Source organism: Pedococcus sp. P2_A3 (assembly GCF_056405035.1).
The window spans coordinates 58,571-73,173 of sequence record NZ_JBFUCW010000023.1; the positions used below are offsets into that span (position 1 = coordinate 58,571).

The following is a 14,603-nucleotide window of genomic DNA, read 5'->3' on the forward strand; positions in this document are numbered from 1 at the left end:
CCGCGTCGCTGACCACCTGCCAAAGACGGATCGGTAGCTCACGCCGGACCCGCGATCACGTCGCGGACGCGGACGCGGCGGCCGGTGATCAGCAGTCCCCTGCGGTAGATCGCAGAGGCGAGCCAGATCACGCCCCCGGCCGTGAGGATCGCCAGGGCCATCGAGACCACGAGCAGGTAACCACTGGCCTCCCCCGAAGCCCACAGGAAGGGCATCCCGATGGGCGACGTCAGCGGGAACACCGCGATGAAGCGGCTCCAGCCACTGGTGGGGTCCTCGGTGGTCACCAGGATCGACGCCACATAGGCGGCCGCCATGACCATGACGATGGGCATCACGGCGCTGCTCACCTCGGTGACCTTGTTGACGAGGGCGCCGCACGCGGCATACAGGAAGGCGTAGAGCGCGAAGCCGATCACGAACCAGGCCACTCCGAGGGTGATGTCGCCCGCAGCGACGGGAGGCAGCCTGCTGTCGTCGCGGACCTGAACGGCGACCAGGACGGGCGTCGCGAGGACCAGGAGCTCGGCCAGCGTCACCGTGCCCACCGCGAGGACGGTCCCCGTCAGGATCTGGCTGGGGCGCAGGACCACGAGCAGCACCTCCGAGATGCGGCTCGCCTTCTCCTGTGCGACGGCGGAGGCGATTGCGCTCCCTCCGAACAGCAGCGCCATGTAGAGCGCGACGCCCACCGCGAAGCCCACGCCCGCCCGCGTCTCGTCGGTCGCGGGCGAGACCGTGACCTGGGTGGGCGGCTGGATGGACTGCAGGTCGGCCACCTGCTGCGCGGTGAGTCCCGCGCGGGCCAGCTTGTCCGCCACCTCGATGCTGACGACCGCCTGCGCCACGACCACCGGGAACGTGCCGGCACCATCCGCCGCTGCGTAGAGCGTGTGGTCGGCCAGCCCGACCGTTGCATCGCCGACCTTGACTGCAGCTCTCACCTCGTCGGGGCCACTCCGGGCCAGGTACTCGATCGTGAAGTCACCCTTGCGCTGTGCGGCATCCAGGGCAGCGACCATGTTCGCCGGTGCGCTGCCGACCGTGGCCAGCGTGTACGTGGGGGTACTGCCCACCAGCAGCTGAGGGAGGGTCACTGCGGCCACGGACAGGAGCAGCAGCACCGCCATGACGACCTTGAAGGTCTTCGAGCGCACGTTCTCGACCAGGCCTCGCTTCCAGACGAGACGCGTGCCCGACCACCAGGCGCCCATCACGGCACCTGCTCCCGGTCCGACTGGGCGGCCTCGAGGAAGAGCTCTGACAACGTGGGCAGGTCGAGGCCGAAGTCCGTGACACGGCTGACGCGCCGGGCCGCGTCGAGCACGTCGAGCGGATCGGTACCGGGCTCGACACCGAGGCGCAGCTCATCGGCCGAGACGCTCACCAAGCGCACGTCGGGGAAGGCCTGCAGCCACGTTCGGTCAGGCGACTCCAGGTGGAGCCTGAGCTCGCGGCGTCCGGAGGACGCGCGGAGCGTGGACACCTCGCCCTGGAGCACGAGGCGACCACGATCGACCATGGCGATGTCCTCGCACAGGTCCTGCACAAGGTCGAGCTGGTGGCTCGAGAACAACACGATGCACCCAGCGGCCGTCCGTTGGCGAAGGCTCTGCGAAAGGCGTGCCACCGCAACGGGGTCGAGGCCGGCGAAGGGCTCGTCGAGCACGATGACCTCAGGGTCGTGGACGAGGGCGGTGGCCAGCTGCAGCCGCTGCTGCAGTCCACCGGACAGCTTGTCGGTGCGGTCGTCCCAGCGGGCCGCCAGGTCGAGCTCCTCGAGCAGGAGCCTGGCCCTCCGCTCCGCGTCGAGTCGCGAGAGGCCGTGGAGGCGCGCGAAGAAGACGGCCTGTTCCCCGACCTTCATGGCCGGGTAGAGACCGCGCTCCTGCGGCATGTAGCCCCACGAGTGACGAGCACTCCCGGTGAGGGGTTCGCCACGCATCCGGACCTCGCCGTGCTGTGGCTGGAGCACCCCCAACAGGATGCGGATCAGCGTCGTCTTGCCGGCGCCGTTGGGCCCGAGCAGGCCGGTCATCACCCCGGGGACGACGCCGAAGGAGACGTGGTCGAGCGCGAGACGGTCGCCGAAGGCGTGGCTGACCTCGCGCACCTCGAGGTCGCGCCCCGGTCGTGGGGAGACCGCGACCGTGTGCCCGGCCCTCGCGGACCGAGCAGGTCGAGCGGCGTGAATGGCCATCGTTCCTCCATCTCGGCCCACTCTGGTCGCTCGACGCTGTCGCGATGAGGGCCGAAGGTCCCGTCGGGGAGTTCCGGGGACATGACTCCTTCGTGACATCGGAGCGGCTGAGGACAGCCCGCCGCGTGGGGTACCCGGTGGACGAGCTCCCCGCTGACGACGGGACCAAGGGCCCTGCCCTGCTCTCCCCGGGCGTGAGACAAAGGAGGTGTCGCAGCCCGCAAGGGCAGCGGCGCCGAGGAGAGCAGGATCCACTCCAGGTCCCGACGGGCTCACGCCCAGAGGGAGCGCCCTCGACGAAGGGCGCAGTGGCAGGGGCCCTCACCGGCTGTGCGTGGCGACGTCGGCTGCGCAGACGAGACCCCGGACGATTCTCAAGATGGTCCGGGGCCTTCGCCGTGCCAGGGTGTGGCGCCGGTGGACGTCGAGGACCGCGGGGCAGGGCAGCGCCCGTCTCGTCGAGGAGCCACCTCCCCACTCTCGTCGTGGAGCCACCTCCCCACGCAACTGGTCCCGGTGGGCGCGCCGGGGTGTGCCGGACGGCGAAGTGGGGTAGTCCTTCTCCATGCATTCAGGGTGGAAGGGTCAACGATGAGGTCCTGGCGCACGTCCGAGGCCGGCGGTCTCGCCAGGCTCTTCGCGTGGCTCGTGGTCACGTTCCGCTGGTTCCTGGTGGCGGGGTGGGCCGTGCTTCTGGTCGGGGCGGCGTTCTGGCTTCCAGCCAACTCCTCGAACGCTGACCTCGGCGGCTTCGCCCCACCCGACAGCCGCGCCATCGCGACGGAGACGGCGTCCGCCAAGGCGTTCGGCTTCCCCGTCCTCTCCCGCACCATGCTGGTCCAGCGGGACGCGAACGGCCTCTCGCAGGCAGCCCAGCAGCGGGCTGTCGAGCGCGCGGTGGGCGTGGCCAAGCACACCATCGGCGACGTCGGGCCCATCGTGGCGGTCGTCCCGATCGCCAACACCCAGAACGCACTTCCCTCCGCGTCGGAGAAGGACACGACGGCCCTGAGCTACGTCTTCACCAAACCGGGCACCACCTTCGCCGACGAGGTCGGCGCCGCGAAGACGTTCGCTCGTCAGCACGTGAACCAGCCCGACGACCACTTCGTGGGCGTCACGGGCACGGTCCCCGCGCAGCTCGAGCAGTCCAAGATCCTGTACGGGCACCTCCTGCTGCTCGAGTGCGCCACGCTCGTGGCGGTCATCGGGATCGTCGCGCTCAAGTTCCGGTCGGTGGTGGCACCGCTGGTCGCCCTGGTGACCGCCGCGGCCTCGTACTTCCTGGCCGTCCGGGTCACCAACTACGCCGGGGGGTTCCTGGCGAGCGGCGCGCCCGAGGAGCTCAAACCACTCGTGCTCGCCCTGGTGCTGGGCATCGTCACCGACTACGCCATCTTCTACCTCTCCAGCATGCGCAGCGGACTCGAGAGCGGTCTGGACAGGGTGGCAGCGGCCAAGGCCTCGGCCGCGCAGACCGGCCGGATCGTGCTGGTCGCCGGGATCGCGGTCGCGGCTGGCAGCGCGTCGATGCTCGTGGCGAAGTCCGGCTTCTTCCGCGCCTTCGGGCCGGTCCTCTCGCTGTCCGTGCTGTCCGCCGTGGTCGTCTCCCTGACCCTGCTGCCGGCCCTGATGGCCATCTTCGGTCGCGCGCTCTTCTGGCCCACGAAGCCCCGTCGCAGGGGCACCTCCCCCGTGGCCAAGGTGGCCGCTCGGGTCCTCACGGTGAGGGTGGTGGCGCTCGTCCTCGGAGGCGCCTGCGTGGTCGGGCTCGCGGCGCTCTCGGCCGACGCGGGGCGCCTGCGGCTGGGGGTGTCCTTCGTCGCCTCCCTCCCCGCTGACAGCGCTCCGCACCGCGCTGCGCAGGCGGCGGCGTCGGGTTTCGCGCCGGGCATCATCGGCCCCACCGAGGTGCTGCTCCAGGGCAGTGCCGTCGGCGCGGACCGGGAGAAGCTTGCCCGACTCGGCCAGGAGCTCGGGCAGCAGCCGGGGGTGGCCGGGGTGCTGAGCCCTGACGCGCTGCCCGACGAGGTGGTCCGCGGCGCCCTGGTGACCGACAAGGGAGACGCCGCCCGCTTCCTCGTCGTCCTCGACCACGACCCGTTGGGTCCCACTGCGATCAGCGACCTGAACCGGATCTCCGCGGCCATGCCCGGGTTGCTGCAGAAGGCAGGGCTGGACGGAGCCCGCTACGGCGTCGCGGGCGACACCGCCGTGGCCAGCGAGCTGGTGGCCGCGACGAACGCCGACCTCCGCCGCATCGGCGTCGCGGTGYTGGTGGTGAACCTGGTGCTGCTCATGGTGTTCCTGCGGGCGGTCGTGGCGCCGGTGCTGTTGCTCGGCTGCAGCGTGCTCGCCCTCGCCGCCTCCCTGGGCTGCCTCAGCCTGGTCTTCCAGGACCGGCTCGGTCACGACGGGGTGGCGTTCTACGTGCCCTTCGCCGCCTCGGTGCTCCTCCTGTCCCTGGGCTCGGACTACAACATCTACGGGGTGGGCCACGTCTGGACCAGGGCGAAGCACACCACCCTGCGCAAGGCCATCGCCGAGCGGGTGCCCGAGACCTCGGGCGCGATCACTGCCGCGGGCGTGACGCTCGCGGCGAGCTTCGCGATGCTGGCCATCGTGCCCCTCCGGCAGTTCCGTGAGCTGGCCTTCGTGATGGCGCTCGGCGTCCTCATCGACGCACTGGTCGTGCGTGCGGTCCTCGTCCCGGCGCTCCTGTCGCTGCTGGGCGGCTTCAGCGCCTGGCCGCGCAAGCTCGGAGGGTCCGAAGCCGACGCGGCGGGTTCGCGCGAGGAGGTCCCAGAGGGATCCACGCAGCCCGCCTGACGAGAGGTCCCCCGCGGGAGCACACTGGCCGCAGGGAGTCGTCGTCAGGAGGGCCGTCGTGACTGCATCGCCGTCGGAGCTACCACCGTCCGTCCCCGAGCTCGGGAGGGACGAGCCGGTCTGGGCCACTAGCGCACCAGACGGGGCCGGCCCATCGCACGAGATCCCGGCCGGAGTCCGAGCGCAGATCCTGGCCACCGAGCACTGGAGCCTGCTGGCCACCCGCAGCATGACGTGGTCGGAGGTGATGAGCCGGATCACGATCCACCTCACCGTGGCCTCGGCGTCCCTCGTGGTGCTGGCCCTGTTCGCCCAGGCATCCGGGTTCGACACCGCCTTCAAGGTGATGGCCATCGGGCTCGCGGCCGCCGTGCTCGTCATGGGGAGCCTGACCCAGGTCCGCGTGGTCAACGCCAGCGCAGACGACGCCTCCTGCATCCTGGGCATGAACCGTCTCCGTGCGGCCTACCTCGACCTCGACCCCAGTCTCGCGCCGTACTTCATCACCTCACCCCACGACGACCACCGTGGGCTCATGGTCACCTACCACATGGGGTGGCCCCGGTCGACGCTGAGCCATGTCGCCGGGAGCACCAGCATCTTCCTCACTGTCGTCAACGCCATCGTCGCCGGGACGCTCGGCGCGCTCGTGGCCGATGCGGTCGATGCGGCGTCGGCCGTGGTGGTGGTCACCGGTGTCGTGTGTGGCGTCGGTTACGTGGCAGGTCAGCTCGTGATCGGCCAGCGGTCGTTCGCCTCGATCCGCCAGGAGTCGCGCTTCCCCAGCCCCGGGGGCCACTGACCCGACGTCCCGTCCTGCGAGACGAGGATGGGTCGCCGTGGACGAGCCGCGGCGGCCCGTGGTCCACTGGTGCCATGTCTTCGACCACCGCGGTGACCGCCACGCACATGGCCTCCATGTGCTGCGGCGTCATGCGGTGTTGCTGCTGCGCCTGATCCCAGCCCGCACCAGCCGGCGCTCCATCTGAGCGAGCGCCCTACCGCACCGGAGACGAAGCCATGAGCACCACCCTTGCCAGCCACGCGGCATACCACCGCATCCACCTCGACCTGCACCTGACCCAGGGCTCTGTCTGTCACCGAATGTGTTGCCTCGCCTCGCATTCCGACATCCAGACCACCGAACAGGAGCAGTTCCATGACCGCCATCACCACCGCCGGGACCCCCGGCGTCAACCGTTTCACCCGTAGCCAGCTGCTGCGCACCGCGCGGCTCTTCGCCACCGACCCCGACCTCGACCGCCTGGTCGACCCCGCCGGCACCGAGCGGAGCTGGCAGCGCCTCGACGCGACCGAGCACCTCGAGATCTGGCTGATCAGCTGGCCGGTGGGCGCGAGCACCGGGTGGCACGACCACCTGCAGTCCGAGGGCGCCTTCCTCACCGCCAAGGGTGAGCTCGCCGAGCAGTCCTGGTCCGGGGGCACCGCACACGACCGCTACCTCTGGGAAGGCGAGGGTCGCAGCTTCGGGCCGCACCACGTGCACAACGTCACGAACCTCGGCGACGTGCCGGCCCTGTCGGTCCACGTGTACTCCCCCGCACTGCGCGGGATGACCCGCTACGCGTTGCTCGACGGCACGTTGAGGCAGACCGGGATCGAGCGGGCGGGAGAGCAGTGGTGACCGCCACGACGGTGCACTGGGAGACCCGGCTGTTCAGCGACCCGACGGCGACGACGCGGGCGCAGCCGATCGGCCGGGGCTGGGACGCCCCGACGTACGCCGGGATCGACGACCAGCTGAGCGACGCCCGCAGCCGCCTCGACCGGGTGAGCGCACGCGCCGCCTACCAGGAGGTCCTCTACGGCCGGGCCGTACTCGTGGACATCCGCCCGGCTGCCCAGAGGCTGGTCGAGGGCCAGGTCGCGCCGCACCTGGGAGCGCTCGTGGTGGAGCGCAACGTCCTCGAGTGGCGCTTCCACCCGCGACACGACGCGCGACACGACGTCGCGTCCTTCGACGCGCGGGTGCTCGTCCTCTGCCAAGAGGGTTTCACCTCGTCGTTGGCCGCGGATGCGTTGCTGCGCTTGGGGATCCACCGCGCAACCGACGTCGCCGGCGGGTTCCGCGCGTGGCGCGAGGCGGGCCTGCCGGTCGCCCAGTGACGGTGCGACACGGTGACGCGGTGACGCGGTGACGAGCGGAGGTATGCCGCGGGGCCTGCCCGCGGCATACCTCGCCTGAAAGGTGTGGCTCAGCCGCGCCGGCGGCGCAGGACCCCGAGCCCGATGAGGGCGACGGCCGCAGCGGCCAGCGCGGCGATGCGCTCGGTGCGCAGGTCACCGGACTCGGTGCGGGTCGCCTCGGTGAGCTTCGCCTTCGCCGACTCGACCTGACGACGGGCGATCTCCTGCGGGGCCGTGCGGGTGTGCAGCTCGTCGACGGTGCCTGCCAACCGCGCCCGGGCCGCGGCGATGTCGGCCTCGATCTGGTCGACGGACCGGCTGTCCCCCGACGAGCCGTTCCGGCTGGGGTTGTCGCTCATGCGGAGCTCCTCGGTAGGTCGAGCGGGGTCTGGGTCGGGCGAAGAGGGAGGTCGGGCCAACGGGGAGGTCGGGCGTCAGGCCAGCCCCAGGTCACGGCGGAGCTTGGCGACGTGTCCGGTGGCCTTGACGTTGTACCAGGCGTTCGAGACCTTGCCGGCCTCGTCGACCACGACGGTGCTGCGGATGACGCCCTCGACGGTCTTGCCGTAGAGCATCTTCTCCCCGAAGGCGCCGTAGGCGTCCATGACTGACCGGTCGGCGTCGGAGAGCAGCGTGATGGTCAGCCCGTCCTTCTCGCGGAACTTCGCGAGCTTCTCCGGCTTGTCGGGCGAGATCCCGAGGACCTCGTAGCCCTCCTGGTGCAGGGTGTTGATGTTGTCGCTGAAGTCGCAGGCCTGCGTGGTGCACCCGGGGGTCATGGCGGCCGGGTAGAAGTAGACGATCACCTTGCGGCCGCGCAGGTCGGACAGCGAGACCTCGCCGCCCTTGTCATCGGGAAGGGTGAAGTCGGGGGCGGTGTCACCTGCGGTCAGTCGCTCGGCCACTGCTGTGTGCTCCTCGTCGTCCGGATAGTGTTATTGCGAGTGAGTTGCAATAACGTGGCTGTCACCAGCGGCTCCCAACCTATCCCAGCCCGACGGCGAACACCTCAGGACCGACCTGCGGACCAGACCCACCCCAAGGAGCAACCCGTGCACGTGCCCGATGGCTTCCTCGACGCCCCCACGTCGGTGGGCACCGCCGTCGTCGCCGCCGCCGGGGTGGCCCTGGCCCTGCGCGGGGCTCGCCGTGAGCTCGACGACCGCACCGCCCCCCTCGCGGGGCTGGTCGCGCTCTTCATCTTCTGCACCCAGATGCTCAACTTCCCGATCGCGGCAGGCACCTCCGGTCATCTGCTCGGCGGGGCGCTGGCCGCCGTGCTGGTCGGCCCGTGCACGGCCACCTTGTCGATCACGGTGGTCCTGCTCGTCCAGGCGACCCTGATGGCCGACGGTGGGATCACCGCGCTCGGCACCAACATCACGCTGATGGGCCTGGTCGGGGTGTGGGTGGGCTGGCTCGTCTTCGTCGTCCTGCGCCGGGTCCTGCCGTCGCGCCCGCTCATGGTGGTGCCAGCCGCAGCCGTGGCAGCCCTCCTCTCCGTGCCGACGGCCGCGTTCGCCTTCTCCGTGCTCTTCGAGCTGGGCGGCACGGTCGACGTGCCGTTCTCGACGGTGGCCACGGCGATGGTGGGCGTGCACAGCATCATCGGCCTCGGCGAGGCGGTCATCACCGGGCTGGCGGTCTTCAGCATCGTCGTGGTGCGACCCGACCTCGTCCACGGAGCCCGGCCCAGCCTCGAGCGCCGCACCCTGACGATCCGGGACGGGGTAGCGGCATGACCGCACCACGCCCGCGGGTCTCCACCAAGCGCCTCATGGTGGTGGGCGCCCTCGTGTGCTTCGTCCTGGCTGGCGTGGTGTCCTACTACGCCTCGAGCCACCCCGACGGGCTCATGGCCGTCGCGAGGGAGAAGGGCTTCGCCAGCTCCGCAGGACCGCACGCGAGCGACGGCTCTCCGTTCGCCGGCTACACCACCCGCGGCATCGGCGACGCGCGGATCTCCGGCGGTGTGGCCGGCATCGTCGGCGGTGCCCTCGTGTTCGTCATCGCCGGCGGCCTCTTCCTCGCCGTGCGGCGACGTGACCACGCCACGAGCGACGCGAAGGTCTGCGCCGCCCCCGCCGACGACCCCACCGAGCGGAGCGACGCCTGAGATGGGCGCAGGACACGGACACCACCTGCACTTCCACGGGCACTCCCCCGTCCACCGCCTGCCGGCGCACCTCAAGCTGCTCGCCCTCGTGGCGTTCGTCCTCACCGTCGTCCTGACGCCACGCACCGCCTTCGTCGCGTATGCCGTCTACCTCCTGCTCGTCCTCGTCGCCCAGCGCGCTTCGCGGGTGCCGTTCGGCTACTTCGCCAGGCGGATGGTGGTCGAGGCGCCGTTCGTGGTGTTCGCCCTGCTGATGCCGTTCGTCGCCACCGGGCCGCGAACCTCCCTGGGCCCGCTCCAGCTGTCCCAGCACGGCCTGCTCGGCGCGTGGGCCCTGTTGGCCAAGGGCACCCTCGGCGTGATGGCGTCGCTCGTACTGGCCACCACCACCGAGCCGCGGCACGTCGTCGCCGGCCTCGAGCGACTGCATCTGCCCAGCCAGCTCGTGCAGATCATGGGGTTCATGGTCCGCTACCTCGAGGTCGTGACCGGTGAGCTGGGGCGGATGAAGGTGGCCCGTGAGTCGCGCGGCTTCCAGGCCCGGTCGGTGCGTGCGTGGCCGGTGCTGGCGACAACGGCGGGAGCGCTGTTCATCCGCTCCTACGAGCGCGGCGAGCGCGTCCACCTGGCGATGCTCTCCCGGGGCTACACGGGGTCGCTGCCGGTGACCCACCCCGCCACGGCGACGGCCGCGCAGTGGCGCGTGGCCGGCCTGCTCCCGGCTGCGGCTCTGGCCACCTTGCTCGTGGTGGTGGTCCGGTGACCGCCCCTGTGCTCGACGTGCGCGGGTTGGCGTACGCCTACCCCGACGGGCACCAGGCCCTGTTCGGCGTGAATCTCCATGTGCACCAACGCGAACGCGTCGCCCTCCTCGGACCCAACGGCGCGGGCAAGACCACCCTGGTGCTGCACCTCAACGGCATCCTGACGGCCGGGGCGGGGTCGGTGTCTGTCTCCGGCCTCCCGGTGACCGAGCCCAACCTCATGGAGGTGCGCCGGCGCGTCGGCGTGGTGTTCCAGGACCCCGACGACCAGCTGTTCATGCCGTCGGTGCGCGCCGACGTGGAGTTCGGCCCGGCCAACCTCGGCCTGCGTGGGGCAGCGCTGGAGGCCCGCGTGGTCGCGGCCCTCGACCAGGTCGGGATGCTCGACTTCGTCGACCGGCCGCCGCACCACCTGTCGTTCGGCCAGCGGCGGCGGGTCGCGGTGGCCACGGTGCTCGCCATGGAACCCGAGATCCTCGTCCTCGACGAACCGTCCTCCAACCTCGACCCCGCCTCGCGGCGGGAGCTGGCCGACATCATCCGGTCGCTCGACGTCACGGTCCTCATGGTCACCCACGACCTCCCCTACGCCTACGAGCTCTGCCCCCGGTCGGTGGTGCTCTCCGACGGCGTCGTGGTGGCCGATGGCGCCACCCGTGACGTGCTCACCGACGACGCCCTGATGTCGGCACACCGGCTCGAGCTGCCCTTCGGCTTCGACCCGCGGACCATCCCGGCCTCCTAGCGGGGTCGGTCCTCCCACACCGCCTCGTCGGCGCCGTAGCGACGCCCCACCCACGCGAACTCCCGAGGCGCGTCGTCGAGCGTGAACGCCGGGCGAGCCTGCACCACCCGTCCGTATGCCGTGTCGGCACCAGCCGTCCACGGGCCGAGGTCGTCGACCGGGGCGGAAGGGCCGTCGAGGGCGTCGGTCTGCAGCAGCCAGTGGGCGGTGCGCGCCAGGTGGGCCTCCACCCGCCAGGTGCCTCCCTGCTCGGCGCGGCGGCGCAACGCGGAGAGGACTCCCGCTGCCAGCAGGTAGCCGGTCGCGTGGTCGAGCGCCTGAGCCGGAAGCGCCCCGGGCACCGTGCCATCGGGCGACTCGACCCAGGAGATCCCCGTGGCCGCCTGCACGATGCTGTCGAACCCGCGACGCGCACCCCACGGCCCGCTGGTGGTCCAGGCGCTGAGGCTGGCGCAGACCAGGTGGGGGTGCTGGGCGGCGAGGCGCTCGGCGTCCAGTCCGAAGCCGGTCAGCGCCCCCGGCCGGTAGCCGGTGACGAGGACGTCGGCGCTCGCCAGCAGCTCGTGGAGGCGGTGTCGGGCGTGCTCGTCCTGGAGGTCCACGAGGGTCGAGCGCTTGCCGGAGTCGGTGTCGAGGTGGATCGCGTCGAGCTCGGGCAGGTGTGGACTGTCCACCCGCAGCACGTCGCACCCGAGCTGGGCCAGCGCCCGCGTGGCGACGGGTCCCGCGAGGACCCGGGTGAGGTCGAGGACGCGTGGCCGCTCGGCGCGCGCGGTGGCAGGCGCCTCGCCCACTGACCGCACGGTGAGCACGTCGTGCCCCGCGACGGCCCGGGCCTGCTCTGACGCCATCCACTCGGTCAGCGTCCGCACCCGCACCGCGATCCCCTGGTCTGCGGTGACGAGGTCCTCGACCTCCTGGGCCGGCCGACCGGCGACCGCAGCCACGGCGTCGTCACGGGTGGCTCCCTCGGTCAGCCCCAGTGCTCGCAGCAGCCGCACCCGGTGGTGGGGGTAGTTGGCGTGGGTGCGGACCCAGCCGTCACTCGCCGCGAAAAAGCCTGACAGTGGGGCGAACCCGGGCACTCGGGCGCCGTCGATGGTCTGCACCTGGTCGTTCCGGAACGACACCGCCACCTGACGCGGGTCGACGTGCACCCGTTGCGCACCACGGAACGCCGCACCGGCCAGGCCAGCGGCCGCCACCGCGCCACAGGCCAGGGTGGTGACCGGGAGGGCGGACGGCAGGGAGCTGCCCGGCGCGAGCTCGAGGTGCGCCGCGGCATACCCCTCGTCGAGGCCCAGGGCCGGGAGCACCTCGCGCAGCAGGTGGTTCACAGGTCGACTCTAGGACCCRGGAGAACCGTCGTCCCGGCGGCCCATGACATTTGTCATGGGCCGCCCTCAGCCATTGGGCGGAGCCTTCGGGGGGACGCCCCACCCACGGTGTCACCAGGGGACCACGAGGCCCCACCCAACCATCACGGGAGCACACGATGACCCTACGAATCGGTCTCGCGACAGTCGTCGCGGGATGCCTCGGCCTCGCCGCCGGGGCACCTGCCCTGGCCGGCACCAGCGCACCGGTGTCCACCGGCACGTCACTGTCTGCACGAGCACCTGAGTCCGCATTCCACGCTGCCGGTGCGGGGTCCGCCTCCGCCGGCCCGGCGAGCTGCACGCGGCCCGCTCCCGACGGACGCGTCAGCACGACCATCCACTGCTACACCCCCGACCAGATCCGCGAGTTCTACGGGCTCGCACCGTTGACGGAGGCGACGACCGACGGCGCCGGGCAGACGATCGTTCTCGTCGACTCCTACGGCAGCCCCACCGCCGCGAACGATGTCGCCTTCTTCGCCAAGACCTTCCACGGTCCGGCACCCGACTTCGAGGCAGTCTTCCCCCTGGGCAAGGTGGACTACACGCACGCCACGGGCAACGGCAGTGGCACCGCCGGACCGACGTCGGCCGACAGCTGGGCGGGCGAGGCCAACCTCGACGTCCAGTGGGCCTACGCCATCGCCCCGAAGGCGCACATCGTGCTCGTGGCCACCCCGGTGGCGGAGACCCAGGGCGTGCAGGGCATGCCCAACTTCATGAACGTCATCGACTGGGCCATCGCGAAGTACCCGGCCGGCACCGTCTTCTCCATGTCGTTCGGGACCAGCGAGGAGGCCTTCGGCGGCGCCTCGGCGTCGAGCCAGTTCGCGAAGTTCGACCAGACCTTCCAGCGCGGGCTGGCCAAGCACGACACCTTCTTCGCCTCGTCGGGTGACGACGGGTCGCTCGGGGTGGGCCGCGCCCACCACCAGGGTGTGTTCGTCGACCACCCGTCCGTGAGCTACCCGAACTCCTCCCCGTACGTCACGTCCGTGGGCGGCACGCAGGTGCAGTCCGGCTGGACCTGGGCCCCGACCCAGGACAAGCCGTTCAACGACGACGGCAGCCGCAACCCCCTCTACTGGGCGTGGAACCAGGGCGGCAGCAGCCAGGCCGTCTGGAACGAGAGCTGGGCGTCGATCGGCACCGGAGGGGGCCTGTCGAGCGTCTACGCCCGTCCGGCGTTCCAGTCGTCCGTGGCCGGCGTCGTCGGCTCCCACCGGGGCGTCCCCGACCTTGCGTGGAACGCCGCGGTCAACGGCGGCGTGCTCGTCTTCCACACGTACTTCCCGGAGCTCGAAGGGCCTGCCGCCTGGGGTGTCTTCGGAGGCACGTCGGCGAGCTCACCGCAGGTCGCCGCCCTCACTGCCATCGCGAACGCGTCGCGCAAGGCAGCGAACAAGGCTGGTATCGGCAACCTCAACGCGGCGATCTACGCCAACGGGTTCCCGCGGGCCAGCGCCTTCAGCGACGTGACGGCGCACACCTACGGCACCACGCCCAGCGGTGTCCTGCAGGACAACCGGATGTGGGAGACCGGCGCGGACGGGTTCGTCACGCCGGGTGCGGTGCCCGGGTTCCCGACCACCGCGGGCTACGACCTCACCACCGGGTGGGGCAGTCCGCAGGCGGCCGGCTACGTCGCGGGGCTCACCGCGGCACCCTGAGTCACCCGAAGTCGGTCCCGGGGCGGTTCACCCGTCCCGGGACCGGCATCACGTCGGCGCGCAGGGTCTTTCTCACTCGACTTCACGGTCTTCTCACTCGATTCCGCGCGTCGCCCCTTCAGGAGCCGGTGGGCGCTCGCGGACTCACCTCCGCACGGCGTGCCGGACCGAGGCTGCAGCTCCGTCTGAGCAGGGCGTCACGCGGCGCGGAAGGCGTGGCGGTCCATCGGATGGGTGGTGTGGGTGCGGCCGTCGGGGGCGGTCCAGGTGCAGACCCCGAGCTCGTCCATGGCGACCTGCCAGCCCGCATGGTGCTTGAACCCGTGGTGGGTGGCGCACAGGGTCTGCAGGTTGGTGACGGTGGTGGGTCCGTCGGGATGTCGCACGACGTGGTCGAGCTGGCAGCGCCGGGCGGCGGTGCCGCAGCCGGGGAACCGGCAGGTGCCGTCTCGGGAGCGGACGGCTCTGGCGGTGCGGGCGCCGGGGCGGTAGGTGCGGGTGTCCTGCCAGCGGATGGCTCCGGTGACCGAGTCGCTGCGCGCCAGGCGGATCGTGGTGTCGGGGTCGGACAGGAGAGCGACGACGTCGGCGGGCAGCAACGACCCGAGCAGGGGGACCTCGGCGTGCGCCGACACGAACCACAGGTCGCCGTCGTGGTCGTGCAGGACCCCGTCGTCGAGCTCCTCGCACCCGCCGAGGTCCTCGTACACACCCACGCCGGCCCCGGCTGGACTGGCCTGGCCCGCCTGGTC

Annotated in this window: 16 protein-coding genes; 10 read left to right on the plus strand and 6 right to left on the minus strand. The window is 71.5% G+C overall.

The features are described 5' to 3' along the window. Positions 1 to 38: 38 nt before the first annotated feature. The gene (locus AC1DX8_RS17255; RefSeq protein WP_477631175.1) at positions 39 to 1,214 is read right to left on the minus strand and encodes an ABC transporter permease; all 1,176 of its coding nucleotides are present in this window, start codon (positions 1,212 to 1,214) and stop codon (positions 39 to 41) included. Further along, the gene (locus AC1DX8_RS17260; RefSeq protein ID WP_477631176.1) at positions 1,214 to 2,200 is read right to left on the minus strand and encodes an ABC transporter ATP-binding protein; all 987 of its coding nucleotides are present in this window, start codon (positions 2,198 to 2,200) and stop codon (positions 1,214 to 1,216) included. Before AC1DX8_RS17260 ends, AC1DX8_RS17255 begins: the two co-directional genes overlap by 1 nt. Before the next feature lie 591 nt (positions 2,201 to 2,791). Between AC1DX8_RS17260 and AC1DX8_RS17265 the strand changes: the two genes are divergently transcribed. From AC1DX8_RS17265 to AC1DX8_RS17285, 5 genes are all read left to right on the plus strand, one after another. Then, positions 2,792 to 5,029: an MMPL family transporter gene (locus tag AC1DX8_RS17265; RefSeq protein WP_477631177.1), complete on the plus strand. Its 2,238-nt coding sequence runs from the start codon at positions 2,792 to 2,794 to the stop codon at positions 5,027 to 5,029. A 58-nt stretch (positions 5,030 to 5,087) separates the two neighbouring features. Next, positions 5,088 to 5,831 (plus strand): hypothetical protein, encoded by a 744-nt coding sequence (locus AC1DX8_RS17270; protein ID WP_477631178.1) that lies wholly within the window; start codon positions 5,088 to 5,090, stop codon positions 5,829 to 5,831. A 37-nt stretch (positions 5,832 to 5,868) separates the two neighbouring features. Continuing rightward, complete coding sequence (locus AC1DX8_RS17275; protein WP_477631179.1) at positions 5,869 to 6,018, plus strand: hypothetical protein; 150 nt, start codon at positions 5,869 to 5,871, stop codon at positions 6,016 to 6,018. 170 nt (positions 6,019 to 6,188) lie between these two features. Then, entirely contained in the window at positions 6,189 to 6,674 is a 486-nt protein-coding gene (locus AC1DX8_RS17280) for a cupin domain-containing protein (protein WP_477631180.1), read from the plus strand. After that, positions 6,671 to 7,156 (plus strand): rhodanese-like domain-containing protein, encoded by a 486-nt coding sequence (locus AC1DX8_RS17285; RefSeq protein WP_477631181.1) that lies wholly within the window; start codon positions 6,671 to 6,673, stop codon positions 7,154 to 7,156. The genes AC1DX8_RS17280 and AC1DX8_RS17285 overlap by 4 nt, the downstream gene beginning before the upstream one ends. An 89-nt stretch (positions 7,157 to 7,245) precedes the next feature. On the opposite strand, the gene AC1DX8_RS17290 is transcribed toward AC1DX8_RS17285, so the two are convergent. After that, entirely contained in the window at positions 7,246 to 7,536 is a 291-nt protein-coding gene (locus AC1DX8_RS17290) for a DUF3618 domain-containing protein (protein WP_477631182.1), read from the minus strand. A gap of 75 nt (positions 7,537 to 7,611) precedes the next feature. Beyond that, complete coding sequence (gene bcp, locus AC1DX8_RS17295; RefSeq protein ID WP_477631183.1) at positions 7,612 to 8,082, minus strand: thioredoxin-dependent thiol peroxidase; 471 nt, start codon at positions 8,080 to 8,082, stop codon at positions 7,612 to 7,614. A 147-nt stretch (positions 8,083 to 8,229) separates the two neighbouring features. Between bcp and AC1DX8_RS17300 the strand changes: the two genes are divergently transcribed. From AC1DX8_RS17300 to AC1DX8_RS17315, 4 genes are read left to right on the plus strand one after another with little or no spacing between them, the layout of a single operon-like run. Continuing rightward, positions 8,230 to 8,919 carry an energy-coupling factor ABC transporter permease gene (locus AC1DX8_RS17300; RefSeq protein ID WP_477631184.1) on the plus strand — a complete coding sequence of 230 codons (690 nt, stop codon included), beginning with the start codon at positions 8,230 to 8,232 and terminating at the stop codon, positions 8,917 to 8,919. Next, positions 8,916 to 9,293 carry a PDGLE domain-containing protein gene (locus tag AC1DX8_RS17305; RefSeq protein WP_477631185.1) on the plus strand — a complete coding sequence of 126 codons (378 nt, stop codon included), beginning with the start codon at positions 8,916 to 8,918 and terminating at the stop codon, positions 9,291 to 9,293. The genes AC1DX8_RS17300 and AC1DX8_RS17305 overlap by 4 nt, the downstream gene beginning before the upstream one ends. A gap of 1 nt (position 9,294) precedes the next feature. Then, positions 9,295 to 10,056, plus strand: coding sequence for a cobalt ECF transporter T component CbiQ (cbiQ, locus tag AC1DX8_RS17310; protein WP_477631186.1), 762 nt, complete (start codon positions 9,295 to 9,297; stop codon positions 10,054 to 10,056). Then, on the plus strand, positions 10,053 to 10,802 hold the full coding sequence (locus tag AC1DX8_RS17315; protein WP_477631187.1) for an energy-coupling factor ABC transporter ATP-binding protein: 750 nt from the start codon (positions 10,053 to 10,055) through the stop codon (positions 10,800 to 10,802). The genes cbiQ and AC1DX8_RS17315 overlap by 4 nt, the downstream gene beginning before the upstream one ends. Here the strand turns inward: AC1DX8_RS17315 and AC1DX8_RS17320 are convergent. Next, complete coding sequence (locus AC1DX8_RS17320; RefSeq protein ID WP_477631188.1) at positions 10,799 to 12,139, minus strand: CoA transferase; 1,341 nt, start codon at positions 12,137 to 12,139, stop codon at positions 10,799 to 10,801. The genes AC1DX8_RS17315 and AC1DX8_RS17320 overlap by 4 nt on opposite strands. Before the next feature lie 158 nt (positions 12,140 to 12,297). On the opposite strand from AC1DX8_RS17320, the gene AC1DX8_RS17325 reads away from it, so the two are divergent. Continuing rightward, on the plus strand, positions 12,298 to 13,851 hold the full coding sequence (locus AC1DX8_RS17325) for a S53 family peptidase (protein WP_477631189.1): 1,554 nt from the start codon (positions 12,298 to 12,300) through the stop codon (positions 13,849 to 13,851). Between the two features lie 197 nt (positions 13,852 to 14,048). On the opposite strand, the gene AC1DX8_RS17330 is transcribed toward AC1DX8_RS17325, so the two are convergent. Continuing rightward, on the minus strand, positions 14,049 to 14,603 hold a 555-nt coding region (locus AC1DX8_RS17330), incomplete at its 5' end, for an HNH endonuclease signature motif containing protein (RefSeq protein ID WP_477631190.1).